The sequence below is a fragment of the Curtobacterium sp. BH-2-1-1 genome (assembly GCF_001806325.1).
Lineage (GTDB): Bacteria > Actinomycetota > Actinomycetes > Actinomycetales > Microbacteriaceae > Curtobacterium.
The window spans coordinates 436352-461868 of record NZ_CP017580.1; the positions used below are offsets into that span (position 1 = coordinate 436352).

At 72.1% G+C, this 25517-nt stretch carries 27 protein-coding genes; 4 read left to right on the forward strand and 23 right to left on the reverse strand.

Translation table 11 applies throughout. From position 1 onward, the window contains the following. Position 1: 1 nt before the first annotated feature. Positions 2–196 (reverse strand): hypothetical protein, encoded by a 195-nt coding sequence (locus BJK06_RS18415; RefSeq protein WP_156794732.1) that lies wholly within the window; start codon positions 194–196, stop codon positions 2–4. A 255-nt stretch (positions 197–451) separates the two neighbouring features. Next, the gene (locus BJK06_RS01960) at positions 452–1321 is read right to left on the reverse strand and encodes an oxidoreductase (RefSeq protein WP_070416490.1); all 870 of its coding nucleotides are present in this window, start codon (positions 1319–1321) and stop codon (positions 452–454) included. Between the two features lie 102 nt (positions 1322–1423). On the opposite strand from BJK06_RS01960, the gene BJK06_RS01965 reads away from it, so the two are divergent. Next, positions 1424–2344: a helix-turn-helix domain-containing protein gene (locus BJK06_RS01965; RefSeq protein WP_070416491.1), complete on the forward strand. Its 921-nt coding sequence runs from the start codon at positions 1424–1426 to the stop codon at positions 2342–2344. 127 nt (positions 2345–2471) lie between these two features. On the opposite strand, the gene BJK06_RS01970 is transcribed toward BJK06_RS01965, so the two are convergent. The 6 genes from BJK06_RS01970 to BJK06_RS18420 form a co-directional block, all read right to left on the reverse strand. Further along, positions 2472–3011, reverse strand: a complete 540-nt coding sequence (locus BJK06_RS01970; protein WP_070416492.1) for a hypothetical protein — start codon at positions 3009–3011, stop codon at positions 2472–2474. A 99-nt stretch (positions 3012–3110) separates the two neighbouring features. Beyond that, entirely contained in the window at positions 3111–3764 is a 654-nt protein-coding gene (locus BJK06_RS01975) for a hypothetical protein (RefSeq protein ID WP_070416493.1), read from the reverse strand. Between the two features lie 20 nt (positions 3765–3784). Further along, positions 3785–5305, reverse strand: a complete 1521-nt coding sequence (gene der / locus BJK06_RS01980) for a ribosome biogenesis GTPase Der (protein WP_070416494.1) — start codon at positions 5303–5305, stop codon at positions 3785–3787. 68 nt (positions 5306–5373) lie between these two features. Next, positions 5374–6057, reverse strand: a complete 684-nt coding sequence (cmk, locus tag BJK06_RS01985) for a (d)CMP kinase (protein WP_267484435.1) — start codon at positions 6055–6057, stop codon at positions 5374–5376. 167 nt (positions 6058–6224) lie between these two features. Next, positions 6225–7349 carry a prephenate dehydrogenase gene (locus BJK06_RS01990; RefSeq protein ID WP_070416495.1) on the reverse strand — a complete coding sequence of 375 codons (1125 nt, stop codon included), beginning with the start codon at positions 7347–7349 and terminating at the stop codon, positions 6225–6227. 19 nt (positions 7350–7368) lie between these two features. Beyond that, a complete protein-coding gene (locus tag BJK06_RS18420) occupies positions 7369–8124 on the reverse strand; it encodes a pseudouridine synthase (protein ID WP_070419123.1) in 756 nt (251 codons plus the stop codon). 234 nt (positions 8125–8358) lie between these two features. Between BJK06_RS18420 and BJK06_RS18425 the strand changes: the two genes are divergently transcribed. After that, on the forward strand, positions 8359–9324 hold the full coding sequence (locus BJK06_RS18425) for a hypothetical protein (RefSeq protein WP_156794733.1): 966 nt from the start codon (positions 8359–8361) through the stop codon (positions 9322–9324). A gap of 67 nt (positions 9325–9391) precedes the next feature. Here BJK06_RS18425 and scpB read toward each other — a convergent pair whose 3' ends face one another. The 9 genes from scpB to BJK06_RS02040 all read right to left on the reverse strand — a co-directional run bounded on the left by scpB (position 9392) and on the right by BJK06_RS02040 (position 16398). Then, the gene (gene scpB, locus BJK06_RS02000; RefSeq protein ID WP_258027737.1) at positions 9392–9928 is read right to left on the reverse strand and encodes an SMC-Scp complex subunit ScpB; all 537 of its coding nucleotides are present in this window, start codon (positions 9926–9928) and stop codon (positions 9392–9394) included. 142 nt (positions 9929–10070) lie between these two features. Then, a complete protein-coding gene (locus BJK06_RS02005; RefSeq protein WP_070419124.1) occupies positions 10071–10811 on the reverse strand; it encodes a ScpA family protein in 741 nt (246 codons plus the stop codon). A 187-nt stretch (positions 10812–10998) separates the two neighbouring features. Beyond that, positions 10999–11877: a ParA family protein gene (locus BJK06_RS02010; RefSeq protein ID WP_070416496.1), complete on the reverse strand. Its 879-nt coding sequence runs from the start codon at positions 11875–11877 to the stop codon at positions 10999–11001. An 89-nt stretch (positions 11878–11966) separates the two neighbouring features. Then, positions 11967–12803 (reverse strand): SseB family protein, encoded by an 837-nt coding sequence (locus BJK06_RS02015; protein WP_083294984.1) that lies wholly within the window; start codon positions 12801–12803, stop codon positions 11967–11969. 4 nt (positions 12804–12807) lie between these two features. After that, positions 12808–13554, reverse strand: a complete 747-nt coding sequence (priA, locus tag BJK06_RS02020) for a bifunctional 1-(5-phosphoribosyl)-5-((5-phosphoribosylamino)methylideneamino)imidazole-4-carboxamide isomerase/phosphoribosylanthranilate isomerase PriA (protein ID WP_070416497.1) — start codon at positions 13552–13554, stop codon at positions 12808–12810. Positions 13555–13618: 64 nt separating this feature from the next. Further along, positions 13619–14260 (reverse strand): imidazole glycerol phosphate synthase subunit HisH, encoded by a 642-nt coding sequence (hisH, locus tag BJK06_RS02025; RefSeq protein WP_070416498.1) that lies wholly within the window; start codon positions 14258–14260, stop codon positions 13619–13621. Continuing rightward, positions 14257–14859 (reverse strand): imidazoleglycerol-phosphate dehydratase HisB, encoded by a 603-nt coding sequence (gene hisB / locus BJK06_RS02030; protein WP_070416499.1) that lies wholly within the window; start codon positions 14857–14859, stop codon positions 14257–14259. The genes hisH and hisB overlap by 4 nt, the downstream gene beginning before the upstream one ends. After that, entirely contained in the window at positions 14856–15980 is a 1125-nt protein-coding gene (locus tag BJK06_RS02035; RefSeq protein WP_070416500.1) for a histidinol-phosphate transaminase, read from the reverse strand. Before BJK06_RS02035 ends, hisB begins: the two co-directional genes overlap by 4 nt. Before the next feature lie 52 nt (positions 15981–16032). Beyond that, positions 16033–16398, reverse strand: a complete 366-nt coding sequence (locus BJK06_RS02040) for a LysM peptidoglycan-binding domain-containing protein (protein ID WP_070416501.1) — start codon at positions 16396–16398, stop codon at positions 16033–16035. 237 nt (positions 16399–16635) lie between these two features. Here BJK06_RS02040 and lexA point away from each other — a divergent pair, with 237 nt between their 5' ends. Further along, positions 16636–17280: a transcriptional repressor LexA gene (lexA, locus tag BJK06_RS02045; RefSeq protein ID WP_070416502.1), complete on the forward strand. Its 645-nt coding sequence runs from the start codon at positions 16636–16638 to the stop codon at positions 17278–17280. Between the two features lie 198 nt (positions 17281–17478). Here the strand turns inward: lexA and hflX are convergent, their stop codons facing one another. After that, entirely contained in the window at positions 17479–19017 is a 1539-nt protein-coding gene (hflX, locus tag BJK06_RS02050; protein WP_070419127.1) for a GTPase HflX, read from the reverse strand. A 61-nt stretch (positions 19018–19078) separates the two neighbouring features. Here hflX and BJK06_RS02055 point away from each other — a divergent pair, with 61 nt between their 5' ends. Then, entirely contained in the window at positions 19079–19693 is a 615-nt protein-coding gene (locus tag BJK06_RS02055) for a class I SAM-dependent methyltransferase (protein ID WP_070416503.1), read from the forward strand. A 372-nt stretch (positions 19694–20065) separates the two neighbouring features. On the opposite strand, the gene dapF is transcribed toward BJK06_RS02055, so the two are convergent. Genes dapF through recA form a run of 5 tightly spaced genes read right to left on the reverse strand, consistent with a single transcriptional unit; the run spans position 20066 to position 25388 of the window. After that, positions 20066–20956: a diaminopimelate epimerase gene (dapF, locus tag BJK06_RS02060; RefSeq protein ID WP_070416504.1), complete on the reverse strand. Its 891-nt coding sequence runs from the start codon at positions 20954–20956 to the stop codon at positions 20066–20068. Beyond that, positions 20953–21894: a tRNA (adenosine(37)-N6)-dimethylallyltransferase MiaA gene (gene miaA / locus BJK06_RS02065; protein WP_083295383.1), complete on the reverse strand. Its 942-nt coding sequence runs from the start codon at positions 21892–21894 to the stop codon at positions 20953–20955. Before miaA ends, dapF begins: the two co-directional genes overlap by 4 nt. A gap of 34 nt (positions 21895–21928) precedes the next feature. Then, a complete protein-coding gene (gene miaB / locus BJK06_RS02070; RefSeq protein ID WP_070416505.1) occupies positions 21929–23428 on the reverse strand; it encodes a tRNA (N6-isopentenyl adenosine(37)-C2)-methylthiotransferase MiaB in 1500 nt (499 codons plus the stop codon). Positions 23429–23457: 29 nt separating this feature from the next. Beyond that, on the reverse strand, positions 23458–24324 hold the full coding sequence (locus BJK06_RS02075) for a regulatory protein RecX (protein WP_083294985.1): 867 nt from the start codon (positions 24322–24324) through the stop codon (positions 23458–23460). Continuing rightward, positions 24321–25388, reverse strand: coding sequence for a recombinase RecA (gene recA / locus BJK06_RS02080; RefSeq protein WP_070416506.1), 1068 nt, complete (start codon positions 25386–25388; stop codon positions 24321–24323). Before recA ends, BJK06_RS02075 begins: the two co-directional genes overlap by 4 nt. Positions 25389–25517 lie beyond the last annotated feature (129 nt).

Sequence of the window (25517 nt, forward strand, 5' to 3'; positions counted from 1 at the left end):
GTCAGCCGTTCGGGTTGCTCAGGCCGTCGGCAACCCACTGCAGGAAGACGACGACGGCCACGTCGACCAGCAGCGTCCCGCCGGCCACGAACAACCCGGCCGCTGCGACGACGACCGCTGCCGGACGCGGCCCGGGCACCCGGAACAGGGCCACCACCGTGGCGAGGAGCGCGGCGAGCGAGACGATCCCCGTCACCACCCACCACGGTGGGAACCCCTCGGTGAACACGCGCGCCAGGCCGACCGCGTGTGCGACGCCGGCGATCAGTGCGACGGCCCCGGGCGCAGCCAGCCACCAGCTGCTCGCGCCGATCGTGCGGTCGCCGGACGAACGTGCTGTGATGTCGGACCTCCCCCGGCCGCCCCGATGGGCGCCGCCCCGGCGGTCATCGTCGCACACCGGAGGCGCGGTGCGGGCCGGCACCGCGCCTCCAGTCCGCCGGGGCGCGGCTCAGGCGCCGATCGCGTCCAGCTCGGCGAGCGCGTCGGCCGGCAGGGCGAAGCCCGCCGACGCGACGTTGTCGCGCAGGTGCGCGACAGACGAGGTCCCGGGGATGAGGAGCATGTTCGGCGAGCGCTGGAGCAGCCACGACAGCGCCACGGTCAGCCGCGACACTCCGAGCCGCTCCGCGACGGCGTCGAGCGCACCGGACTGCAGCGGCGAGAAGCCGCCGAGCGGGAAGTACGGCACGTAGGCGATGCCCTGCGCGGCCGTGCTGTCGACCATCGCGTCGTCCTCGCGGCGGGCGACGTTGTAGAAGTTCTGCACGCAGACGACGGGGGCGATCGACTGCGCCTCGGCGAGTTGCTCGGCGTTCACGGTCGACAGGCCGAGGTGCTTGATGAGGCCCTGCTGCCGGAGTTCGGCGAGGGCTTCGAACTGCGGCGCGAGGCTGCCCGGCTCCGGGGCGTCGAACCCGCCGACGCGGAGGTTCACCACGTCGAGCTGCTCGAGCCCCAGGTGCCGCAGGTTGTCGTGCACCTGCTCAACGAGCTCGTGCGGCTCGCGGGCGTGCGGCCACCCGCCGTCCGCATCGCGCCGGGCACCGACCTTCGTCACGATGTGCAGGCCGTCGGCGTACGGGTGGAGGGCCTCGCGGATGACCTCGTTCGTGACGTGCGGGCCGTAGAAGTCGGCCGTGTCGATGTGGGTGATCCCGAGCTCGACGACGGCGCGGAGGACTCGGATCGCCTCGTCGCGGTCGGTGGGCGGCCCGAAGACGCCGGGGCCCGCGAGCTGCATGGCGCCGTACCCGACGCGGGTGAGGTCGAGGTCGTCGGCGAGGCGGAAGGAACCGCCGGGGAGTGTGGTGTCGGTCATGTCCACCACGATGCTCCCGGTCCGCCGGGACGGACAGGTCCCCGTCGACCCTGGGACCACGGGGACCAGGATCGGACCGCGCCGGGTCCGTAGCATCGAGGGGTGAGCGACAACACCCTCGGCGAGTACCTCCGGGCGAGGCGTGCGCTCGTGCGCCCGGAGGACGCCGGGCTGCGCGTCACCGGTGTCCGACGCACGCCGGGGCTGCGCCGCGAGGAGGTGGCGACGCTCGCCGGGATCAGCGCGGACTACTACCTCCGTCTCGAACAGGGGCGTGACCGGAACCCGTCGGGGCAGGTGCTCGACGCGATCGCACGGGTGTTCGGCCTCGACGCCACGGCGACCGCGTACCTGCGGGGTCTGGCCAGCGCGTCCGGATCGAGTGCCGCTGCGCCCGACCGCGCCAGGGGATCCCGCGGAGGCCGGAGTGACCGGGTCCCGACCGGGACGCTGCAGTTGCTCGACGTCGTCGGGTTGCCCGCCTTCGTCGAGAACCGTGCGTTCGATGTGCTCGCCGCGAACCGGCTCGCGTCCGCGTTGGCGCCGGGGATGCGTGCCGGCGAGAACCGGCTGCGCACGATGTTCCTCGGCCACACCGAGCAGGGGCGCTACCCGGACTGGGAGCAGCAGATGGGCGGCATGGTGGCCGCGTTCCGGTCCTCCATCGGGACCCGTGTGGACGATCCGGCGATCACCTCGCTCGTCGGCGAACTGTCGCTCGGCAGCGAGGACTTCCGTCGGCTGTGGGCACGGCACGACGTCCGGCCGCTCGCCGGGGGCACCGTGCGGATGTGGCACCCGGAGGTGGGCGAGCTCGAGCTCCGGCGGGAGAAGCTCGGCATCGGCGGGACGGACGGGCAGCTGCTCGTGCTGCACCACGCCGAACCGGGGTCGCCCTCGGCGGGGGCGTTGGCGCTGCTCGGGAGCCTGGCCGCGGGGGCTGCGGGCGGCGCGGGCGGCGCGGCGGGCGACACGGCGGGCCGACTCGGAACGACATCGTCGACGTCGTACGACCTCGACTGAGTCGTTCCCCCGCGCGTGCAACGGTGCGCGTCCGCAACGAGCGACAAGACCGGTGTCGAACGACGTCGACGATGTCGCATCGGCTCTGCACCACCCAGCGCTCTCACCGCGCGCCGCCACCGCCCCCTCAGCCCGCCGCAGGCCCCGAGCGTCGCGCCGGCTTCGGGAACGCGGCCCGCATGTGGTCGGTCGTCAGCACGTCCCCGATGCCGATCATCAGCAGCGAGAACACGATCTGCTCGATGACCATCCAGAACGGGTAGAGCCCCGGGATCGCCGCGACCACGAGCGTCACGACCGGGAAGATCCGGCTGAACAACCGCAGCCGCTGGTACGCCCAGTAGTAGCCGAGCTGCGCCCGCCACGCGAACACGTAGAGCGTCAGCGTGATGAGCAGGACGACGGTCGCACGGAACCACACCGCCCACGGAACCGTCTGCCCGGCGTTCGTCAGGAGGATCGCCACGACGATCGCCGTCAGGCCGACGACGGTCTCGGCGACGAGCAGCCACCGGATCCACCGGAAGGAGCGGACGGTCTCGGGGTGGTCGAGCATGTCCTCGCGGATGACGTAGTCCGCCTGGCGGCCGCCGGCCAGTCGATCGAGGTGCAGACGGCACCACAGGCGGTCGGCGAGGGCACCGAGCCCGGCGTTCTGCTGCGTCACCCTCCCATGGTGCCGTATCCGGCGGCGCGATCCGGCACCGCACCACCCTGCCGTGTCCCGCGGCGCGAACCGGCACCGTGCCTCCAGACCGACGACGCCTCAGTCGGTCGGCAGGAGCGCGGCTCCCCCGAGGACCGCACCGGAGTCGGGGTCCAGCAGGACGAGCGAGCGGACCGGTTCCGGGATGCCGCGGGGTGCCTCGAGGTCGAAGGTGATCGTCCCGACGTCGGACGGGATCGTGCCGAGGTCGTCGTCGTCCTCGTGCCCCGTCCAGAGCCCGGGCCGCGCGCCGACGACCGTGCCCTCGGAGAGCACCACCCGGACCCCCGGCAGCTCCGTGTCGGAGGACGCCGCTCGGAGGTCCGTGATCCTGACGAGCAGGTGCTCCCCGGCGCGGGCGATCCGGACGTGTCCCGAGGCGGACCGGTCGTGTCCCGAGGCGATCCCGTCGATCGGAGCGATCGGGACGAGGTCGCCGGCCACCGGCGGGACGCGCCGCCACCACGGGTCGATGGGCGACCCGTCGGCATGGTCGTCGGTGGCGGGCTCGGGGACCGGGGCGCCGAGCGTGTTCGACGGGGACACGAGCGTGCCGCCCTGCAGACCCTGTTCGGCGAGCGGGGTCGTCGTCGCGACCGGCTCCGCAGCGTCGAGGCCACGCTCGGTCTGGATGACGCGCCAAGCGACCAGGACCGCGACGAGGGCGAGCAGAGCGACCGCTGCGAACAGCCATCGTCGACTCGCCCTCGTCATGTCGGATCTCCTGATCGACCTCAGCGCTTGCGGCGCTCGCGCACCCGCATGTTGACGTTGATCGGCGTGCCCGAGAAGCCCCAGACCTCGCGCAGTCGACGCGTGATGAAGCGTCGGTACTGCGGGTCGAGGAAGCCCGTCGTGAACAGCACGAACGTCGGCGGCTGGCTCGACGCCTGGGTCCCGAACAGGATGCGGGGCTGCTTGCCACCACGGACCGGGTGCGGGTGCTCCTGCACGAGCTCGGCGATGAAGGCGTTGACCTTGCCCGTCGGGATGCGGGTGTCCCACGAGTCGAGCGCGGTCTCGAGGGCCGGCACGAGCTTCTCGAGGTGGCGACCGGTGCGTGCGGAGATGTTGACGCGCGGGGCCCACGCCACGTGCGCGAGGTCCTGCTCGATCTCGCGCTCGAGGTAGCGACGGCGGTCGTCCTCGAGCAGGTCCCACTTGTTGTAGGCCAGCACCAGCGCACGACCGGACTCGAGGACGAGGTCGATGATGCGGAGGTCCTGCACGGAGATCGGCTCGGTGACGTCGAGGACGACCACGGCGACCTCGGCCTTCTCGAGCGCTGCCGTCGTACGGAGCGAGGCGTAGAAGTCGGCCCCCTGCTGCAGGTGCACGCGCTTGCGGATGCCGGCGGTGTCGACGAAGCGCCAGACACGGCCGCCGAGCTCGATCTGCTCGTCCACCGGGTCGCGGGTCGTCCCGGACAGCTCGTTGACGACGACGCGCTCTTCGCCGGCGGCCTTGTTCAGGAGCGAGCTCTTGCCGACGTTCGGACGGCCGAGGATCGCGACGCGACGGGGTCCGCCGACCTCCTGCTTGGCGACGGCCGAGGTGTCGGGGAGCGTCTTGATGATGAGGTCGAGGAGGTCGGCGACGCCACGACCGTGCAGCGCCGACACCGGGTAGGGCTGCCCCAGACCGAGGTTCCAGAGCTCGTAGGCGTCGAGGTCGCGCCGGTCGTCGTCCGACTTGTTCGCGACGACGATGACCGGACGGTCGGTGCCGCGGAGCATCTTCACGACGTGCTCGTCGGTGGCGGTGATGCCGACCGTGACGTCCACGACGAAGAGCACCGCGTCGGCGAGGTCGATCGCGACCTCGGCCTGGGCGGCGACGGAAGCGTTGATGCCCTTGGCGTCGGGTTCCCACCCGCCGGTGTCGACGAGGGTGAAGCGCTTGTCGTTCCACTCCGCCTTGTAGGCGACGCGGTCACGCGTGACACCGGGGGTGTCCTGCACGACGGCTTCGCGGCGACCGAGGATGCGGTTCACCAGCTGCGACTTGCCGACGTTCGGTCGCCCGACGATCGCGAGCACCGGGTACGCCGGCAGGTACGTGATGCCGTCCTCGCCGAGGTGCCCGGCTTCGAGCAGGGCGACGTCCTCTTCGTCGAGCTCGTAGTCCTCGAGCCCGGCGCGGAGCGCGTTCGCCCGCTGCTCGGCCTCGGCTTCGTCGAGCCCGGCGATCCGCTCGCCGAGGGCGTCGTCGTACTCGGGGAAGTCGTCGTGTTCTGGGTTGTCCAGCTGCGCCATGTGGGTGTCCTTGCCGGCGACCCTTCGGCCGCGTGTTGTCAGTGCGTGGCCGCGCGTGGCCCTGGTGGTCAGTGCCCGGTCGCGCGGGCCAGGTCGACGACCGCTTGCACGGTCTGGTCGAAGTCGAGGTCGGTGGAGTCGAGCGTCGTGACGCCGTCGGCGGCGTTCATGAAGTCGACGACCTTCGCGTCCGCCGCGTCGCGACGAGCGAGTGCGGCGGAGGTCTCGGCGGCCGACTGGGTGGTGACCTCAGCCGAGCGCCGAGCCATTCTAACGGACTCGTCGGCCGTGAGGAGGATCCGGACTTCGGCATCGGGCGCGACGACCGTGGTGATGTCACGCCCCTCGGTGATGATGCCCCGACCCTCGGCCTTGCGCATCACGTTCCGGAAGAGCTGCACGAGCCGCTGCCGGACCTCGGGCAGCTTCGCGATGTGGGCGACCGCGGCGGTGACCTCGGGCGTGCGGATCGCGTCGGTGACGTCGGTGCCGTTCACCTGGACGAAGTAGGCGTCCGGGTCGGTGCCGATCTCGTAGTCGAAGGTGTCCCAGCTCGCCAGGACCGCGGCGGCGTCGTCGAGGTCGACCTGCTGCTGCAGGGCGTGCCAGGCGAGCGCACGGTAGGCGGCGCCGGTGTCCTGGTAGCCGAAGCCGAGCGCGCGCGCCGCGGCACGGGACACGCTCGACTTGCCGCTGCCCGCGGGACCGTCGACCGCGATCACGAACTTCGCGACGAAGGCGCCGTCCGGCAGTCCGGCCGGCAGGGGGTCGCGCGTCGAACCGGGCTCGCCGCCGCCCTGCCCGTCGAGACCGCCACCCGCACCGCCGGCGCCGCCGATCGGGCCGGGCTGGTCGCCGGGCGTGGGCAGCCCCGTGTCGGGTCCGTCCGGTCCACCGGTCACGCCGGAGTCGTCGTTGTTCAGGCCCATGCTGCTGCGATCCTCCATCCGCGACCCTCGAGTTCGTCGACGAGTCGCTGTTCCTGCTCGGGCACGACCGACACCTCGACGATGCCGATCTGCGCGCCCGGTGAGTGCTCGAGGCGCATGTCCTCGAGGTTGATGCCGATCTCCCCGATGAACGTGAGGAGCGCGGCGATCTGGCCCGGGGTGTCGTCGACGAGGACGACCACCTGGGCGAAGCGCTTGGTGGTGCCGTGCTTGCCCGGCAGCCGTTCGACGCCGCGGTTGCCCGCGGCGATGGTCTCGGCGAGGGCGCGGGGCGAACCGGGGGCGGTCGGGTCGTCGAGTGCGGCGAGCACCCGGTCGAGGTCGTCGCGGAGGTCCGCGAGCACCGGCCGGATGCGCGACGCGTTCGCACCGATGATCTGCACCCACAACCCCGGGTCGCTCGCGGCGATGCGGGTCACGTCGCGGACGCCGCCGCCCGCGAGACCGAGCGAGCCGTCGGGGGCGTCCCGCAGCCGGGAGGCCATCAACGTGGACACCAGCTGCGGCGCGTGCGAGACGTACGCCACCGCGAGGTCGTGCGACTCCGGTTCCATCGGGACCACGGTCGCGCCGACGTCGAGCGCCAGGTCTTCCACCACCGCGGCACGCTGGTACGTGATGTCGTCGTGCCCGGCGATGACCCACGGCTGCCCGAGGAAGAGATCGGCGCGCGCAGCGGTCGGCCCGCTGCGTTCGCGGCCCGCCATGGGGTGCGAGCCGATGTAGCGCGAGACATCGGCGCCGGCTGCCCGGAGCGAGGCGAGCGGCCCCGACTTCACGCTCGCCACGTCGGTGACGACGGCACCGGGGAAGGCAGCGAGCTCGCGCTCGACCACCGTCGCGACGACGTCCGGCGGGACGGCCGCCACGACGAGTTCCGGACGGTCACCGGGAGTCGGTCGACGCCCGGCGCCGTAGTCGACGGCGAGCGCCAGGGCTGCGGGCGAGACGTCGTCGAGGACGACCTCGACACCCTTCTCACGCAGCGCCAGGCCGATGGACGCACCGAGCAGGCCCGCGCCGACGATCCGCACGGGTCCCCGGAGCCGCCGGTCGATGGCCGGTTCGGCGAGCGGGGTGGTGGCGTCGGTCACCCCGCAAGCCTACCGATCGTCAGTCCGAGGACTCTTCGCCGTCCGAGGCCTGGGGAGAACCCTTCGCCTCACGGGCGATGCGGAGGAGCGAACCGAGCTCGACCGTCGACAGCTCCCGGGTCTTGCCGATCGGCAGGGACCCCAGGTGCAGCGGCCCGAACGACCGCCGGACCAGTTCGAGGACGGGGTGGTCGACCTCGTCGAGCATGCGGCGCACGATCCGGTTGCGACCGGAGTGCAGCGTGATCTCGACGAGCGACTCCCCCCGCGACGACTCGAGCAGGCGGACCTTGTCGGCCGCGATCGGACCGTCCTCGAGCTCCACACCGTCGAGCAGCCGCTGCACCGTCGCGGGGTTCACGTTGCCGCGCACCTTCGCGATGTACGTTTTCGTCACCCCGAACGACGGGTGCGCCAGGACGTGCGCGAGGTCCCCGTCGTTCGTCAGCACGAGCAGCCCGGACGTCTCGGTGTCGAGCCGCCCGACGTTGAACAGGCGCTCCTCGTACCGGTCGACGTACTCGGACAGGTCACGACGTCCACGCTCGTCCTGCAGGCTCGAGACCATGCCGGTCGGCTTGTTGAGCAGCACGTAGCGGCGCGAGCTGTCGATCTGCACCGGGACGCCGTCCACCGCGATCTGGTCGGTCTCGGGATCGACACGCCGGCCGAGCGCGTCGACGACCTCGCCGTTGACCGTCACGCGGCCCTCGACGATCAGGTTCTCCGCGACGCGGCGAGATGCCACGCCCGCAGCGGCGATCACCTTCTGCAGGCGCTCCCCCTCTGCCTGGAGGCGCGGCGCGGCCCCGGCGGTCGCCGTCCCGTCCGCCGCGTCCCAGTCCGGGATGATCGGGCGCTCGGGCGTGCCCTCGAGCGGCTGGCCCTGCTGGTCGCGGGCCCCCTCGGGCTGCGGGGTGGTGCGGCGGTCGGTGCCGCGCGGGCCGGTGTTCCGGGGCCGGTCGCCGTTGCGCGCCGTGGTGGTTCCGCCGACGTAGCGTCGGCCGTTGTGCCACACCGTGCTGGGTCGGCCGTCCGGGGCACGGCGGTCCTCGCGGGCCGGGTCGCGGCGGCGGTCGTCGTCGCGACGGGGAGCGTCACGACGGTCGTCACGCCGATCGTCACGGCCGCGGTACCCACCGGACGCGGGGCGCTCGTCACGACCCCGGTACCCGCCGCGGTCGTCGTCACGGCGGTTGAACCCGCCGCGGTCGCTGGCGCGGCGGTCGTCCTCGCGGCCGACGAACCGACCCCGGTCTCCCCCGCGGTCGTCACGCCCCCGGTACCCACCGCCGGACGCCGGACGCTCGTCGCGGCCGCGGTACCCTCCACGGTCATCGTCACGGCGCGGGGCATCCCGGCGGTCGTCACGACCCCGGTACCCGCCGCCGGACGCCGGACGCTCGTCACGCCCGCGGTACCCACCACCGGACGCCGGACGCTCGTCACGCCCGCGGTAGCCTCCACGGTCGTCGTCACGGCGCGGGGCATCCCGGCGGTCGTCACGACCCCGGTACCCACCACCGGACGCCGGACGGTCGTCGCGGCCGCGGTAGCCACCGCGGTCATCGTCACGGCGCGGAGCATCACGGCGGTCGTCACGACCCCGGTACCCACCAGCGGACGACGGACGCTCGTCACGGCCGCGGTATCCACCGCCGCTCGACGGACGGTCATCACGGCCGCGGTACCCGCCGCCGCTCGACGGACGGTCATCACGACCGCGGTACCCGCCGCCGGTCGACGGACGGTCGTCACGGCCGCGGTAGCCCCCGCGGTCTTCGTCACGCCGGCCGGACCCCGCACGGTCGTCACGACCCCGGTACCCGCCACCGGCAGACGGGCGCTCGTCACGGCCCCGGTACCCACCGGAAGCAGGACGCTCGTCCCGCCCGCGGTAGCCTCCGCGCTCGTCGCGACCAGCGCTCTCGGACCGGCCACCCGCACGGCCGGAGCCTGCGGTGCGGTCGCGTGACGCACCTCCAGGACGACCCGCGCCGTCCCGGCCCGCGCCGCCTCGTGGACCGCCTCGTCGTTCTTCCTCATACGCGGCCATCGGGGATCCCTTCGTTCTGCTCGAAGCCGCCGGCACCGTCGTCCAGGAGGGGCGAGATGAGCGGCAGCTCGTCGAGCGAGTTGATGCCGAGCTGCTGCAGGAGCAGGTCGGACGTGACGTAGTTGATGGCGCCGGTCTCGGCGTCGGTGAACGACTCCTCGATGAGGCCGCGCGCGACGAGCGTGCGGACGACGCCGTCGACGTTGACGGCGCGGATCGAGGCGATCTGCGACCGGGTGATCGGCTGCTTGTACGCGACGACCGCGAGGGTCTCGAGCGCCGCCTGCGACAGGCGGGAGGGGCGTTCGGCCTCGACGAACTGCTCGACGACGTCGTCGAGGTCCTGCCGGACGTAGAAGCGCCAGCCGCCGCCGACCTCGCGGAGTTCGAACCCGCGTCGGATCGTGCCGTCGACCCCGTCGAAGTCCGCCACGAGACGCTCGATGGCCTGCCGGACGACCGGGACGGGAGCCCCCACGGCCGCGCCGAGGGACACGAGCGACTGGGGTTCGTCGGCGATCATGAGGATCGCCTCGAGCTGTCGGTCGACGGGGATCTCCGGCCGGGCGCCACGCTCGTGCGCCTCGTGGATCTCGCGCTCGATCGCGCGGGCGTCGGCCATCTCGTCGGCGCCGCCGGGTTCGGCACTGGACGTGTCGTGCACGTCATCCGTCATAGTCGGCTCCCAAGTTGGCGAGGCTCTCGTCGGACCAGTCGTCGGCGGTCCAGCGCAGCGTCAGCTCCCCGAGCGGTTCGAACTGTTCGAACGAGATGGATGCGTTCCGGTACAGCTCCAGGATCGCGAGGAAGCGAGCCACCACGATACCCGTCTCCGAGACGCCGGCGACCAGTTCGCGGAACGAGACGTCCTCGTCGGCACGCGTGCGGAGGATCGAGACGACGATCGCGGCCTGCTCCCGGATGCTGACGAGCGGGGCGTGCAGGTGGTCGAGTCCGACCGTCGGGAGCTCCCGCGGCGCGAACGCCAGGGTCGCCAGCGCGGCGAAGTCCTGCACCGACAGGGTCCAGACGAGCTCGGGGGTCCGGGCGCGGAACCGCTCCTCGAGCCGGACGCTCCGCACGTGGCGTCGGGACTCGGTCAGCCAGCGGGAGCCGAACCAGTCGGCGGCCTGCTTGAACGCCCGGTACTGCAGCAGTCGGGCGAACAGGAGGTCGCGGGCCTCGAGCAGGGCGACGTCCTCGGCGTCGACGAGCTCGCCCTGCGGCAGGAGCCCGGCGATCTTGAGGTCGAGCAGCGTGGCGGCGACGACGAGGAACTCGCTGGCCTCGTCCAGTTCGTCCTGGGACTCGGCCTGGCGCACGTACTCGATGAACTCGCCCGTCACGGCGCCGAGGGAGACCTCGGTGATGTCGAGCTCGTGCTTCGTGATGAGCGAGAGGAGCAGGTCGAACGGGCCGTCGAAGTTGCGGAGCCGGACTCGGAAGCCGGCCGCGGTCTGCGTGCCGGCGTGGGCCGGCTGTCCCGCAGGTCCGGGGGCCGGCTGCCCGGCTGGTCCGGGGGCCGGCTGCCCGGCTGGTCCGGGAGCCGGCTGCCCGGCTGGTCCGGGGGCCGGCTGCCCGGCAGGTCCGGGGTCAGGCGACGGCGCCACGCTCGACGAGCTCCCTGGCGAGCTGCCGGTACGCGTGTGCGGCCGCGTGGTCCGGCGCGGTCTGCGTGATCGGCCGCGCCGAGACCGTGGCGTCCGGGAACTTCACGGTCCGGCCGATGACGGTGTCGAGCACGCGGTCGTCGAAGGTGTCCACGACGCGCTCCATGACCTCGCGCGAGTGCAGCGTGCGCGAGTCGTACATCGTCGCGAGGATCCCGTCGAGCTGCAGCGCCGGGTTGAGGCGGTCGCGCACCTTGTCGATCGTCTCGATGAGCAGCGCCACACCACGCAGGGCGAAGAACTCGCACTCGAGCGGGATGAGGACGCCGTGCGCCGCCGTCAGGGCGTTCACGGTCAGCAGCCCGAGCGACGGCTGGCAGTCGACGAGGATCACGTCGTAGTCGTTCGCGACCTTCCGGAGCACGCTCGCGAGGATCTGCTCGCGCGCGACCTCGTTCACGAGGTGCACCTCGGCCGCGGAGAGGTCGATGTTCGCGGGGATCACGTCGAGGTAGGGCGTGTTCGTCGGCTGGATGACCTGGTTCGGGTCCTTGATCGACCCCATCAGCAGGTCGTAGACGGTGGGGATGTCGTGGGTCCGCACGCCGAGGCCGGCCGACAGCGCGCCCTGCGGGTCGAAGTCCACCGCGAGGACCTTGCGCCCGTACTCCGCCAGCGCCGCGCCGAGGTTGATCGACGTCGTGGTCTTGCCGACGCCGCCCTTCTGGTTGCACAGCGCGATGATGCGAGCGGGACCGTGGCCGTCGAGCTCCTCGGGCACCGCGAACTGCCGGACGGGCCGTCCGGTCGGACCGTAGGTGGTCTCGCCGGTTCCGGGGGTGGTCGTCGGGTTCGTGCTCACCCCGTCATCGTAGCGGCGACCGGCCGCCGGGCCGGGCCGCACCGCCGGGCCGGGCCGCACCGCCGCAGGTCGGGGCCAGGAGGCGCGACTCACGCTGGGCGCAGCGCCACCCGCATGCTGTCCACGCGTTCCGCGATGACGGCGTCCGCCGTCCAGCGCTGCTGCAGGCGCCCCACGAGCTCCTGCACCTGCGTCTGGTCGAGTCCGGGGTGGAGCGCCAGCCCCACCGTCAGTTCCGCACCGGCGAACCGTCCGAGCGGGTCCCCCGGGGCCAGCTCGACCCGCGCCACCGCACGCTCCCCCACGACGGAGTCGGCGAAGGCCCGCGCCACTTCCGGGTCCTCGAAGCAGGGCGTCCACGGCAGGTCCTGCCCGATCGCCCACACCGCAGGGCGACGGAGCACGAACTCGGTCGGCGCCGTCGGGTCGAGGACCACGAGCTGGGTGTCCTCACTCGCCGCGGCCATGGCCACGCGGCGGGAGTCCGCTGGAACCGGTCGGGCGTCCGCGTCCCAGGAGCGCATCGCCTCGACGGAGGTGAACGCGGGCATGACGCTGCGACCGTCCGGGCCGGCGACCGTCACGATGGAGAGCTCCTGCGTCTTGTCGACGAGCTTGCCGGCGTCGGTGTGCCCGATGTCTCCGGCCTCGGCGATGAGCGGGATGAGCAGCCGTGCGGTGCGGAGCGCGTCGACGACCGCCCGCTGCGACCCCCCGTCCGGCAGCGCCGTGATCGCGGCGACGACGGCCGGGTCGGCCAGACCGTCGTCGTCGTCGAACGTCGTGTCGTGCTGGTCGAACGTGCGCCCGGCCCAGGCGAAGCCCGCGGAGTCCGCCGCCCCACCGGGGGTGTGCGCGTCGTCCGGATGCCCGTCGCCCGCGGGCCCGTCGGGTCCGGTGCCGCGACCGTTCGAGATGCCCGCCACGCGCCTACTCCGAGGCGATGTCGAGCGCGGCCGGGAGCGTGAACGCCCCCGAGTAGAGCGCCTTGCCGATGATCGCGCCCTCGAGTCCGTGCGGCACGAGCTCGCGCAGTGCACGGAGGTCGTCGAGCGTCGAGATCCCGCCGGAGGCCACGACGGGCTGTTCGGTACGGTCGCAGACCTCGCGGAGGAGGTCGACGTTCGGGCCCTGCAGGGTGCCGTCCTTCGTCACGTCGGTCACGACGTAGCGGGCGCAGCCGGCTTCCTCGAGGCGGTCGAGGACTTCCCACAGGTCGCCGGCGTCCTCCGTCCAACCCCGGCTGGCGAGCGTCGTGCCGCGCACGTCGAGCCCGACGGCGATCTGCTCGCCGTACGTCCGGATCACGCGGGCCGCCCACTCCGGGTCCTCGAGCGCGGCGGTGCCGAGGTTCACGCGTGCGGCACCGGTCGCGAGGGCTGCCTCGAGCGAGGCGTCGTCGCGGATGCCGCCCGAGAGCTCGACGGCGACGCCCTCGACCTCGCGGATGGCGTGCGCGATGACCTTGCGGTTGTCACCGCGGCCGAACGCTGCGTCGAGGTCGACGAGGTGGATCCACTCGGCACCCTGGTCACGCCACGTCCGGGCTGCCGACACCGGGTCGCCGTAGGAGGTCTCGCTGCCGGCCTCGCCCTGGGTGAGGCGCACCGCCTGGCCGTCGACGACGTCCACGGCGGGCAGCAGGACGAGGGGCGGGGTGGTGGAGAGCTCGGTCATGGTCCTGTCTTCGTTGCGGGGGTTCGTCGGGCGCGTCGTCGTTCGCGACGTGTCGCCGCGGGTCTCAGAGCGACTGCACCCAGTTGCGGAGCAGTCGGATGCCCGGCTCGCCGGACTTCTCGGGGTGGAACTGGGTGGCGGTGAGCGGACCGTTCTCGACCGCGGCGACGAACCGCTGCCCGTGCTCGGCCCAGGTCAGGCGCGGTGCGCGGAACGGCCCGTACGCCTCGAGCGGGAAGTCGGTCACGCCGTAGGAGTGCACGAAGTAGAAGCGCTCGTCGTGCAGGCCCTCGAACAACACCGAGTCCGCAGGAGCGTCGACCGTGTTCCACCCCATGTGGGGCAGGACGTCGGCCTGGATCTGCTCGACCGTGCCCGGCCACTGACCGAGCCCCTCGACGTCGGCACCGCGCTCGATGCCGCGCGAGAAGAGCACCTGCATGCCGACGCAGATCCCGAGGACCGGACGGCCGCCGGCGAGACGGTGGTCGACGATCTCGCCGCCCCGGACGCCCTCGAGCTGCTCGACCACGGCTCCGAACGCCCCGACGCCGGGGACCAGCAGTCCGTCGGCCCGGAGCGCCGCCTGCTTGTCCGACGTCAGGGTGACGTCGGCGCCGGCGCGTTCGAGGGCCTTGGCGGCGGAGTGGACGTTGCCCGACCCGTAGTCGAGGACGACGACGTTCGGCTTCGCCCCCGCGGTCACAGCGAGCCCTTGGTGGACGGGATGCCGTCCACGCGAGGGTCGAGTTCGACCGCCGTGCGCATCGCCCGTGCGAACGCCTTGAACTCGGCTTCGGCGATGTGGTGCGGGTCGCGGCCCTCGAGCACGCGGACGTGCACCGTGATGCCGGCGTTGAAGGTGATCGCCTCGAACACGTGGCGGACCATCGAGCCGGTGAAGTGGCCGCCGATCCGGTGGAACTCGAAGCCCGCGGGCTCGCCGGAGTGCACGAGGAACGGCCGGCCGGAGACGTCGACCACGGCCTGGGCGAGCGCTTCGTCGAGCGGCACGAGGGCGTCCCCGTACCGACCGATGCCGGCACGGTCACCGAGGGCCTGCTTGAGCGCCTGGCCGAGCACGATGCCGGTGTCCTCGACGGTGTGGTGGACGTCGATGTGGGTGTCGCCGGTCGACCGAACGCGGAGGTCGATGAGCGAGTGCTTGCTGAACGCCGTCAGCATGTGGTCGAAGAACGGCACGCTCGTCGAGATGTCGGACGTGCCGGTGCCGTCGAGGTCGAGTTCGAGCTCGATGCTCGACTCGCTCGTGCTCCGGCTGATCGTGGCGGTGCGCGCGGTCATGCTGCAACCCTAACCGGCGGCTGATCGGCGGCGACGCGGCGCATGGCGTCGAGGAACACGGTGGTCTCCTCCTCCGTGCCGGCGCTCACCCGCAGGTGGTTCGGGATGCCGAGGTCGCGCACGATCACGTCCTGCTCGAGCAGCGCTTCGAACGCGGCGTGCGGGTCGGCGACGCCGCCGAACAGGACGAAGTTCGACCACGTCTCGTACGTGCGGTAGCCCATCGCCCGGAGTTCGGTCACCATGCGGTCGCGCTGCTGCGTGATGTCGTCGACCATCGCGAGCATCGCGGGGGCGTGCCGGAGCGCCGCCACCGCTGCCGCCTGGGTCAGTGCGGAGAGGTGGTACGGCAGCCGGACGAGTCGGATCGCGTCGATGACGGCCGGGTGGGCGGCCATGTAGCCCACGCGGGCACCGGCGAACGCGAACGCCTTGCTCATCGTGCGGGACACGATGAGACGCTCCCGCCCGGGCAGCAGCGTGAGGGCGCTCGGGGCGTCGGCGGGCATGAACTCGGCGTAGGCCTCGTCGACCATCACGATGCCGTCGGTCGCGGCGTAGGCGGCTTCGATCGTCTCGATCGGGAGCGGCGTACCCGTGGGGTTGTTCGGCCCGCAGAGGAACACGATGTCCGGCTGGTGCTCACGGATGGCGGCCACCACCGTCTCGGGCGCGATGCGGAACTCGTCGTCGCGCTGCGCCGGGATCCAGGTCGTGCCGGTGCCCGACGCGAGGATCGAGTGCATCGAGTAGGTCGGGGGGAACCCGAGCACGGTGCGACCCGGCCCACCGAAGGCCTGGAGCAGCTGCTGGAGTACCTCGTTCGAGCCGTTGGCCGCCCAGATCTGCTCCGGACCGAGCGCCTGCCCCGGCGCGAGGTCGCGCTGGAGGTAGTCCGCGAGTGACTGCCGCAGCTCGGTGAACTCACGGTCGGGGTAGCGGTTCACGGTCGTCAGCGCCTGGCGGATCGACGACACGATGTCCTCGGCGACGTCGGCCGGGACCGGATGCGTGTTCTCGTTGACGTTGAGCTGCACGCGCACGTGCTTCTGCGGGGCGCCGTACGGGCTCTGCCCGCGCAGGTCGTCTCGGATCGGGAGGTCTTCGAGCGTGAATGCCACCGATCCATCGTAGGCCGCTCGAACGGTCTGGTGACCGGCCGTCCGGACGGTGCTAGTGCGCGGCGGTGTACTGCGCCGGGATCGAGATCTCCTGCCCGGCCTGCAGCCCGGAGCCGTCGAGCGCGTTCAGGCTGACGACGTCCTGCACGAAGTCGCGCGGGTCGGCGTTCGGGGCGGTCTCTTCCGCCAGCTGCCAGAGCGTCTCGCCCGGCTGGATGGTCACGGTCTCGAAGTGGGCGTGCGACTCGGTGTTGCCGGCCGATGCCTGTCCGCCGTTCAGCACGGCGAGTGCCACACCGATCAGCAGCGGGATCGCGGCGAGCGTCGTCAGGACGACCCGGCCGCGACGCGTGAGGCGCAGGCGCGTACGCACGGCGGGCGCGGTGCGCTGGATGTCAGCGATGGCGATGGTGCTCATGTCGTTCTTGCCTTCCCGTTCGGGTGAACCGAAGTCCTGTACCGAACATAGTTTCGAATGACGAGCCGCACAAGTCCTGCGCGGAGATTTCTGGGGGGTTTTCTGCCGACACGCTCGAACAGGTGTTTGTCCGGCGATGACCGGTCGGATACTGTTTCGATCGACTGGGACAAGTCAAGCGGGCACCACCGACATTCCCGCGGGCACGGTCCCGGCACCGACGAAGGGCGAGACGACGTGGCGGACGAACTGCGGGGCCAGAAGCCGCTGACGGCGAAGCAGCAGGCGATCCTCGACGCGATCCGTGCGTCGATCGCCAGCCGGGGCTACCCGCCGAGCATGCGTGAGATCGGTGACGCCGCGGGCTTGTCCTCGCTGTCGAGCGTCTCGCACCAGCTCGGCCAGCTCGAGCTCGGCGGGTGGATCCGCCGCGACCCGAACCGCCCGCGTGCGCTCGAGGTCCTCGTCGACGAGCCGACCCCCGACGTCGAGGGCCCGGACGTCGACGCGACGACGCTCGTCCCGCTCGTCGGTCGGATCGCCGCCGGTGTGCCGATCACGGCCGAGCAGCACGTCGACGAGATCGTGCCGCTCCCCCGGCAGCTCGTCGGCACGGGTGACCTCTTCATGCTCAAGGTCGTGGGCGAGTCGATGATCGACGCCGCGATCTGCGACGGCGACTGGGTGGTCGTCCGGTCGCAGCAGACGGCCGAGAACGGTGACATCGTCGCCGCCATGCTCGACGAGGAAGCGACCGTGAAGGTCTTCCGCCAGCGGGACGGCCACACGTGGCTGCTCCCCCGCAACACCGCGTTCGAGCCGATCCTCGGCGACGCGGCCACCGTGCTCGGCAAGGTCGTGGCGGTCCTCCGCTCGATCTGAGCCGCCGCACCTCCTGACGGCGAACGCCCCCTCGCACCGCGCGAGGGGGCGTTCGTACTGTGCGAGGTTCCGACCACCGTGACGGGCTCGCGGGCCCGCACCGTGCCCGGGACCTCGCACGGTGCGGAAGGCGACGGGCGAGGCGGGCGTTCGCCGCGCCTCCTGGACCGCACGCCGCGCGTCAGCGCAGGGCGCGCCTCAGGACGCGACGGGCGCGACCACGAACGGGTCCAGCTCCGCGACCTGCCGCTGGAACACGCGCACCCGCAGGCGCGTGCCGTCCTCGACGTAGTCGACGGTCTCGACCGCGCCTGCGTCGTGCAGCGACGACACCAGGTCACCGCGGTCGTACGGGACCACCACGGTGAGCTCGACGTCGGGTTCGGGGAGACGGGCCTCGATCACGTCGAGGAGGTCCTGGATGCCCTCGCCCGTGCGCGCCGAGACGAACACCGCGTCCGGCACGAGGCCGACCAGCACGAGCCGCTGCGACTCGTCGATGAGGTCGGCCTTGTTGAAGGCGACGATCTCGGGGATCTCGCGGGCGCCGACATCGCCGATGACCTCGCGCACGGTCGCCAGCTGGGCGGCCGGGTCGGGGTGCGAGCCGTCGACCACGTGCACGATGACGTCGGCCTCGCCGACCTCTTCGAGGGTGGAGCGGAACGCCTCGACGAGCTGGTGCGGCAGGTTGCGCACGAAGCCGACGGTGTCGACGAAGGTGAACTCGCGGCCCTTCGCGCTCTCGGTCCGGCGGACCGTGGCGTCCAGCGTCGCGAAGAGCTGGTTCTGGACGAGCACGCCCGCGCTCGTCAGCCGGTTCAGCAACGAGGACTTGCCCGCGTTGGTGTACCCGGCGATCGCGACGCTCGGGACGTCGTTGCGGTGTCGGTCGGCCCGCTTCGCCTCGCGCGCAGGGCGGAACCCGGCGATCTGGCGACGGAGCTTCGACATCCGGGTGTGGATGCGACGACGGTCGAGCTCGATCTTCGTCTCACCGGGACCACGCGAACCCATGCCCGCACCGCCGGAGACCTGGCCACCGGCCTGGCGGGACATCGACTCACCCCACCCGCGGAGTCGCGGCAGGAGGTACTCGAGCTGGGCGAGTTCGACCTGCGCCTTGCCCTCGCGGCTCTTGGCGTGCTGGCTGAAGATGTCGAGGATCACGGCCGTCCGGTCGATCACCTTGACCTTCACCACGTCCTCGAGCGCGCGGCGCTGGGACGGGGCGAGTTCTGTGTCGGCGATGACCGTGTCGGCGCCGGTGGCCTTGACGACCATCGCGAGCTCTTCGGCCTTGCCCTTGCCGAGGTACGTGGAGGGGTCGGGGTTCGGCCGGCGCTGCAGGAGCCCGTCGAGCACCACGGCACCCGCGGTTTCTGCGAGGGCGGCGAGCTCACGCAGGGAGTTCTCGGCGTCCGAGGCGTCGCCGTGCGGGTAAACCCCGATCAGGACGACCTGCTCGAGCCGGAGCTGCCGGTACTCGACCTCGGTGACGTCCTCGAGTTCGGTGGAGAGGCCGCCGACGCGGCGGAGGGCAGCCCGGTCTTCGCGGTCGTACTGGTCGCCGTCGCCCGTCCAGGCGTGGTCGTCGACCGATCGGGTCTGGATCGCCTGCGCGGGGGCGAAGATCGAGGAGCTCGCGCGGGAGTCGGCGTTGCGCAGGACCCGCTCGACGACACCAGCAGCGCTGTCGTCGGTGGTCTCTGCGTCTCGGTTCGTGGTGTCCGTCATCTTCTCCACAGGGTACCGCTCGGGGCCTCGGGACACACGGGGTTGCCGGTACGGTTCATCCATGGCGAACGACCACTACTTCTCCGCGAACCCGTCGTCGGACACCCGCGAACGCCAGATCCACGTCACCCTCGCCGGTCGCCCGCTCACGCTGACCACCGCCGCGGGGGTCTTCAGCCCGGACGGGCTCGACCGTGGCACGCGAGTGCTGCTCGGCTCGGTGCCGCCGCCCTCGCACGAGGGGGCACTGCTCGACGTCGGCTGCGGCTGGGGTCCGATCGCCATCACCATGGCCCTCGACTCCCCCGCCGCCCAGGTGTGGGGCGTCGACGTGAACGAGCGGGTGCTCGGTCTCGCCCGGGCGAACGCTGCTGCTGCGGGGGCCGACAACGTCACCGTCGCACTGCCGGACGAGGTACCAGCCGACCTGCGGTTCCGGACGATCTGGTCGAACCCGCCGATCCGGGTCGGCAAGGACGAGCTGCACCAGATCCTGCTGACGTGGCTGCCCCGGCTCGAGGTCGGTGGGGACGCGTGGTTGGTCGTGTCGAAGGACCTCGGGGGCGATTCGCTGCAGCGGTGGTTGCAGGAGTCGCTCGACGCGGGGTTCCACGTGTCGCGGGCGTCGACGGACAAGGGGTTCCGGGTGCTGCGGGTGCACCGCGCAGCCGAGTAGGCGCCGCGGGCCGCGTGCCGCGTGCCGCCGGCGCCGTCGCGCGAAGCGCGCGGTCCGATTGGAACCATGATTCCGACATCGAACCAGCGCGAGCACGCGGTTCGATGTCGGGAACGTGGTTCGAAGCGTCACACGACCGGCCAGCGCGGCCAGCGCGCCGCGACCGGCCAGCGCGCAGCGTGCCGCAGCCAGCCAGCGCGGCCAGCGCGCCGCGGCCGGCCAGCGCGCAGCGCGGCCAGCGCGGCCAGCGCGCCGCAGTCGGCCAGCGCGACCGACCCGCCCGTCCGCACCACAGCAGTGGCCAGGAGGCGCGACCCACGTGACGAGCGTCGGCGCGCCGAGCCGCGCCTCCTGGCCGGAGCCCAGCCCGGGTCAGACCGTCAGGTCACCCGAGAACACGAGTTCCGCCGGCCCGGACAACGCGACGTGCTCGCCGTCCTCCGCCGCGAAGATGCGCACCGTGACGACCCCACCCGGCACGCGCACGCGCCACGTGTCCGGCGCACCGTTGCCCGCCCAGTACCGCGTCGCGAGGGCCGCGGCGACGGCGCCCGTGCCGCACGACAGGGTCTCGCCGCTGCCGCGCTCGTGGACGCGCATCGTGATCTGACCGACGCCGTCCTGCACAAGCGGGTCGCCCGGCAGCACGAACTCGACGTTCGCGCCGGCCGCGGGCACCGGATCGAGCACCGGCACGTACGTGAGGTCGACCTCGGCGAGTTCGTCCTCGGTCGCGACGGCGACCACCACGTGGGGGTTGCCGACGTCGATGCCGAGCCCGGGGCGTGCTCCGTCGAGGTTCTTCGCCCGCACGAGCACATCGTCCGCGCCACCGCCCTCGATGCCGAGCCCCCAGCGTCCGAGGTCGGCGGAGAAGCCGTTGGTCGTCCGCTGGATGTCGACGAGGCCCTTGCGGCTACCGACCGTCAGGGTCTCGCCGGGGGTCAGGTCGACGAGCCCGGACTCCGTGAGGTAACGCGCGAACACGCGGATGCCGTTCCCGCACATCTCGGCGACCGTGCCGTCGGCGTTGTGGTAGTCCATGAACCAGGTCGCCGCGGGGTCCTCGGCGACGAGCGCCTGCCCTTCCGGCAGCGCCTCGGACCGGACCGCCCGGATGACGCCGTCGCCGCCGACACCGAACCGGCGGTCGGCGATGGCCCGGATCCGCTCGGGGGTCAGGTCGACCGACGCGTCGGGGTCGGCGAACAGGACGAAGTCGTTGCCGGTCCCCTGGCCCTTGGTGAAGTGCAGCTCGGTCACGGGACGATCCTACGGGCAGCCGCTGTCAGAGCCGCCCGATCGGCGCCGGTGACGTCGAGCAGCTCCGCGTCGGCGTACCGCCGGAACCACGACACCTGCCGTCGGGCGTACTTGCGCGTCGCGATGCCCGTCGCCTCCACCGCCTGGTCGACGGTCGCATCCCCGCGGAGCACCTCGAGCGCCTGCGAGTACCCGATCGCCGCCCGCGCGGTCCGCCCCGACTCGAGGCCCTGCTCGCGCAGCCCACGGACCTCCTCCACGAGACCGGCGTCGAACATGCGCGCCGCGCGCTCGTGCAGCGCGGCGACGAGCTGCGCTCGGTCGCGGTGCAGGTGCAGGATCCGAGCGGGTCGCCAGGCGCGGGGCGCGGACGGGAGGCTCGGTGTGACCACCTCGGATCGGCTCGCGATCTCGAGTGCACGGATCAACCTCCGCGGGTTGCGTGCGTCGATGGTCGCCGCGGCCGCCGGGTCCAGGCCGCGGAGTCGTTCCAGCAGGATGCCCGGCCCGAGTTCCTCGTGCTCGCGCTCGAGGCGGGCGCGGAGTTCGGGGTCGGTCCCGGGGAACGCGAGGTCGAAGAGCACGGCCGAGACGTACAGCCCGCTGCCGCCGACGAGCAGGGCGACGTTCCCGCGGCCGTGGATGGCCTCGATCTCCGCCCGCGCATCACGCTGGTAGGCGGCGACACTGGCCTCGTCCGTGACGTCGAGCACGTCGAGCTGGTGGTGCGGGATGCCCCGGCGCTCCTCGACGCCGAGCTTCGCGGTGCCGATGTCCATGCCGCGGTAGAGCTGCATGGCGTCGGCGTTGACGATCTCGGCGGGGCGGCCTGCGGCGCGGAGGCGTTCGGCGATCGCGATTCCGAGGTCGGACTTGCCGGTGCCGGTCGCCCCGACGACCGCGATCAGGTCGCCGCCGGGCTCGGGGTCGGCGCGCACGGGGCCCACGGGCTCCTCGCCGGCGCGCTCCTCGTCAGCGGCCGACACGGATGCTGGGCAGACCGAGCGACACCGGCCGCGGGCCGTCGGCGCCCCCGGCGGGGGCCGGCGTCGGGACGCCGCAGCTCTCCGCCTGGGCACGGTCCCACGCGTCGCCCGCGCGGGTCCGGCGGATCCGCAACGGTGCGTCCCCGTCGGCGATCAGGAAGTGCGGCGCCGAGCGGGTGACCTCGACGGTGACGACGTCCCCGGGGCGCGGCACGTCCGATCCGCCCGGCACCGAGAAGTGCACGAGTCGGGAGTCCTCGGCGCGCCCCGACAGCCGGTGCGTGGCGTCGTCCTTCTTGCCCTCACCTGTGGCGACGAGGACCTGGACCGTGCGCCCGACCTGCTTCGCGTTCTCTTCTGCCGTGATGTGCTCCTGCAGGGCGACGAGCCGCTCGTACCGCTCCTGCACGACGTGCTTCGGCAACTGCTCGTCCATCGTCGCCGCGGGCGTCCCCGGCCGGATCGAGTACTGGAACGTGAACGCCGAGGCGAACCGCGACTGCTCCACGACGCGCAGGGTGTCCTCGAAGTCCGCGTCGGTCTCGCCGGGGAAGCCGACGATGATGTCCGTCGAGATCGCCGCGTGCGGGATCTTCGCCCGGACGCGGTCGAGGATGCCGAGGAACCGTTCGCTCCGGTAGCTGCGGCGCATCGCCTTGAGGACGCGGTCCGACCCGGACTGGAGCGGCATGTGCAGCTGGGGCATCACGTTCGGCGTCTCGGCCATCGCGTCGATGACGTCGTCCGTGAAGGCGGCGGGGTGCGGGCTGGTGAACCGGACCCGCTCGAGGCCCTCGATCTGGCCGGCGGCACGGAGCAGCTTGCCGAACGCCTGGCGGTCCCCGAACTCGACGCCGTACGAGTTGACGTTCTGCCCGAGCAGGGTGACCTCGATCGCGCCGTCGTCGACGAGTGCCTGGATCTCGGCGAGCACGTCACCCGGGCGACGGTCCTTCTCCTTGCCGCGAAGCGACGGCACGATGCAGAACGTGCAGGTGTTGTTGCAGCCGACCGAGATCGACACCCAGCCACTGTGCGTCGAGTCGCGCTTGGTCGGGAGCGTCGACGGGAAGACGTCCAGCGACTCGAGGATCTCGATCTGCGCTTCGTCGTTGTGCCGGGCGCGCTCGAGCAGCGTCGGCAGTGACCCCATGTTGTGCGTCCCGAAGACGACGTCCACCCACGGCGCCTTCTCGAGGATGACGTTCTTGTCCTTCTGCGCCAGGCACCCGCCGACCGCGATCTGCATGCCGGGGTGCTCGCGCTTGATGCCCGCGAGCTGCCCGAGGTTGCCGTACAGACGGTTGTCGGCGTTCTCGCGCACGGCGCACGTGTTGATGACGACCACGTCCGCCTGCTCGCCGTCGGCAGCGACGTACCCCGCGGCCTGGAGCGACCCGCTCAGCCGCTCGGAGTCGTGCACGTTCATCTGGCACCCGTAGGTGCGGACTTGGTAGGTGCGGGGGCGCGCTGCGACGGTGGCCATGGTCGTCCCAGTGTAAAACCGTCGCGACGCTACTCGAAGCGGACGGAGCCGCGAGGTCCCGCCGGCGGACGCCCACCGCCGTCGAGCGCACGCTCGACCGCGATCCGCACGATGCCGCCGTTGTAGCCCTTGCGCATCAGGAAGCCCGAGAGCCGTCGCTCCGCCGTCGCTCGGTCGAGCCCGCGGAGCTGCCCGGCACGCTTCTGCGCGAGGTCGATCGCACGGACGAACTCGTCGTCCTCGTCGTCGGCGGCTGCGTCGAGCGCCGCGTCGATCGCGACCTGGTCGATGCCGCGGCGCCGCAGTTCGGCGACGACGCCCTGGCGCCCCAGACCCTTGCGGTCGTGCAGGCGGTCGACGAGGTCGGTCGCGAGCGCCACGTCGTCCACGAGTCCGACGCGGGTGAGCCGCTCGATCTCGTGCTCGACGACGTCCGGGTCGAGGTCGTTCTTTGTCAGCATCGTGCGCAGCTCGGACTCGCTGACGCCCTTGCGACCGAGCGCCCGCATGCTGAGCCGCTCGGCGTCGGCACGCTGTTCGTCGATCGGCCGTGGGGCGTCCGCGGGGTCGACTTCGGCACCGCCGTCGATCGCGAACACGGACGCCGTCGTAGCGTCTGCCGTCCGGTCGTCGTCGTAGCCGTCCTGCTCGGCACGGGCACTGCGGCCGCTGCCGTCCCCGACGACGGGCGAGAGCCACTCCGCCTGCGCCCGAGCGCCCTGGATCGGTAGCGGGACCGGCGCGTCGGCGTCGGCTCCGCCGTGGTCCGTCACGGCATCCGTGTCGCCCGCCGTCGCCGGCCCAGCCGCGGATCGGCGACGGGACCGCGCACCGCGCGCACCGAACAGGTCGGTGACCGGTGCGAGGTCCTCGTCGCCGTCGTGGTCGGTCGTCACGCGCCCTTGCGCTCCGCGATCTTCGGCGCGATCGACTCGACGGGAGCCTCGACCGCCTCGGCCGACGCACCGCCGACGCCGAGCTTCGCGAGGATCTTGCCCTCGATCTCAGCAGCGATCTCGGGGTTCTGGATCAGGAACGACCGCGAGTTCTCCTTGCCCTGCCCGAGCTGGTCGCCGTCGTAGGTGTACCAGGCACCGGACTTCTTGACGATGCCGTGGTCGACGCCGAAGTCGAGCAACGAACCCTCGCGCGAGATGCCCGTGCCGTACAGGATGTCGAACTCGGCCTGCTTGAAGGGCGGGGCCATCTTGTTCTTGACGACCTTGACGCGGGTGCGGTTGCCGACCGCGTCGGTACCGCTCTTGAGCGTCTCGATGCGACGGATGTCGAGGCGGACCGACGCGTAGAACTTGAGCGCCTTACCGCCGGCGGTGGTCTCGGGGCTGCCGAAGAACACACCGATCTTCTCGCGCAGCTGGTTGATGAAGATCATCGTGGTCTGCGTCTGGTTCAGGCCACCGGCGAGCTTGCGGAGTGCCTGCGACATGAGGCGGGCCTGCAGACCGACGTGCGAGTCACCCATCTCGCCCTCGATCTCGGCGCGCGGCACGAGCGCCGCGACGGAGTCGATGACGACGAGGTCGATGGAGCCGGAACGGACGAGCATGTCGGCGATCTCGAGCGCCTGCTCACCGGTGTCCGGCTGGGAGACGAGCAGCGCGTCGATGTCGACGCCGAGCTTCTTCGCGTACTCGGGGTCGAGCGCGTGTTCCGCGTCGATGAAGGCCGCGATGCCGCCGGCGCGCTGGGCGTTGGCGATGGCGTGCAGCGTCAGGGTCGTCTTACCCGACGACTCCGGGCCGTAGATCTCGATGATGCGGCCACGCGGGAGCCCGCCGATGCCGAGCGCGACGTCGAGGGCGACCGAACCGGTCGGGATGGTGGCGACGGGGGCGCGCTCGTCCGAGCCGAGGCGCATGACCGTGCCCTTGCCGAACTGACGATCGATCTGGGCGAGAGCGGTCTCGAGGGCCTTCTCGCGGTCCTGGGGTGAGGGCATGATGTGCTTCCTTCGTGCTCGGTGTCGGCCGCCTGTAGGCTGTCGCGTCCACCCGGCCGGTGGTGCAGGGCCGGTGCTTCAGCGACAAGGCTTCGGGCTGTTCCCGTTGACTCGAACCTAGGGCGGGCC

Coding starts and splice junctions, on each gene's coding strand:
- BJK06_RS01960 (WP_070416490.1), bottom strand. CDS start 1,321: ATGACCGACACCACACTCCCCGGCGGTTCCTTCCGCCTCGCCGACGAC.
- BJK06_RS01975 (WP_070416493.1), bottom strand. CDS start 3,764: ATGACGAGGGCGAGTCGACGATGGCTGTTCGCAGCGGTCGCTCTGCTC.
- der (WP_070416494.1), bottom strand. CDS start 5,305: ATGGCGCAGCTGGACAACCCAGAACACGACGACTTCCCCGAGTACGAC.
- scpB (WP_258027737.1), bottom strand. CDS start 9,928: ATGATCGCCGACGAACCCCAGTCGCTCGTGTCCCTCGGCGCGGCCGTG.
- priA (WP_070416497.1), bottom strand. CDS start 13,554: ATGACCGAGCTCTCCACCACCCCGCCCCTCGTCCTGCTGCCCGCCGTG.
- hisB (WP_070416499.1), bottom strand. CDS start 14,859: ATGACCGCGCGCACCGCCACGATCAGCCGGAGCACGAGCGAGTCGAGC.
- BJK06_RS02040 (WP_070416501.1), bottom strand. CDS start 16,398: ATGAGCACCATCGCCATCGCTGACATCCAGCGCACCGCGCCCGCCGTG.
- hflX (WP_070419127.1), bottom strand. CDS start 19,017: ATGACGGACACCACGAACCGAGACGCAGAGACCACCGACGACAGCGCT.
- BJK06_RS02055 (WP_070416503.1), top strand. CDS start 19,079: ATGGCGAACGACCACTACTTCTCCGCGAACCCGTCGTCGGACACCCGC.
- miaB (WP_070416505.1), bottom strand. CDS start 23,428: ATGGCCACCGTCGCAGCGCGCCCCCGCACCTACCAAGTCCGCACCTAC.
- recA (WP_070416506.1), bottom strand. CDS start 25,388: ATGCCCTCACCCCAGGACCGCGAGAAGGCCCTCGAGACCGCTCTCGCC.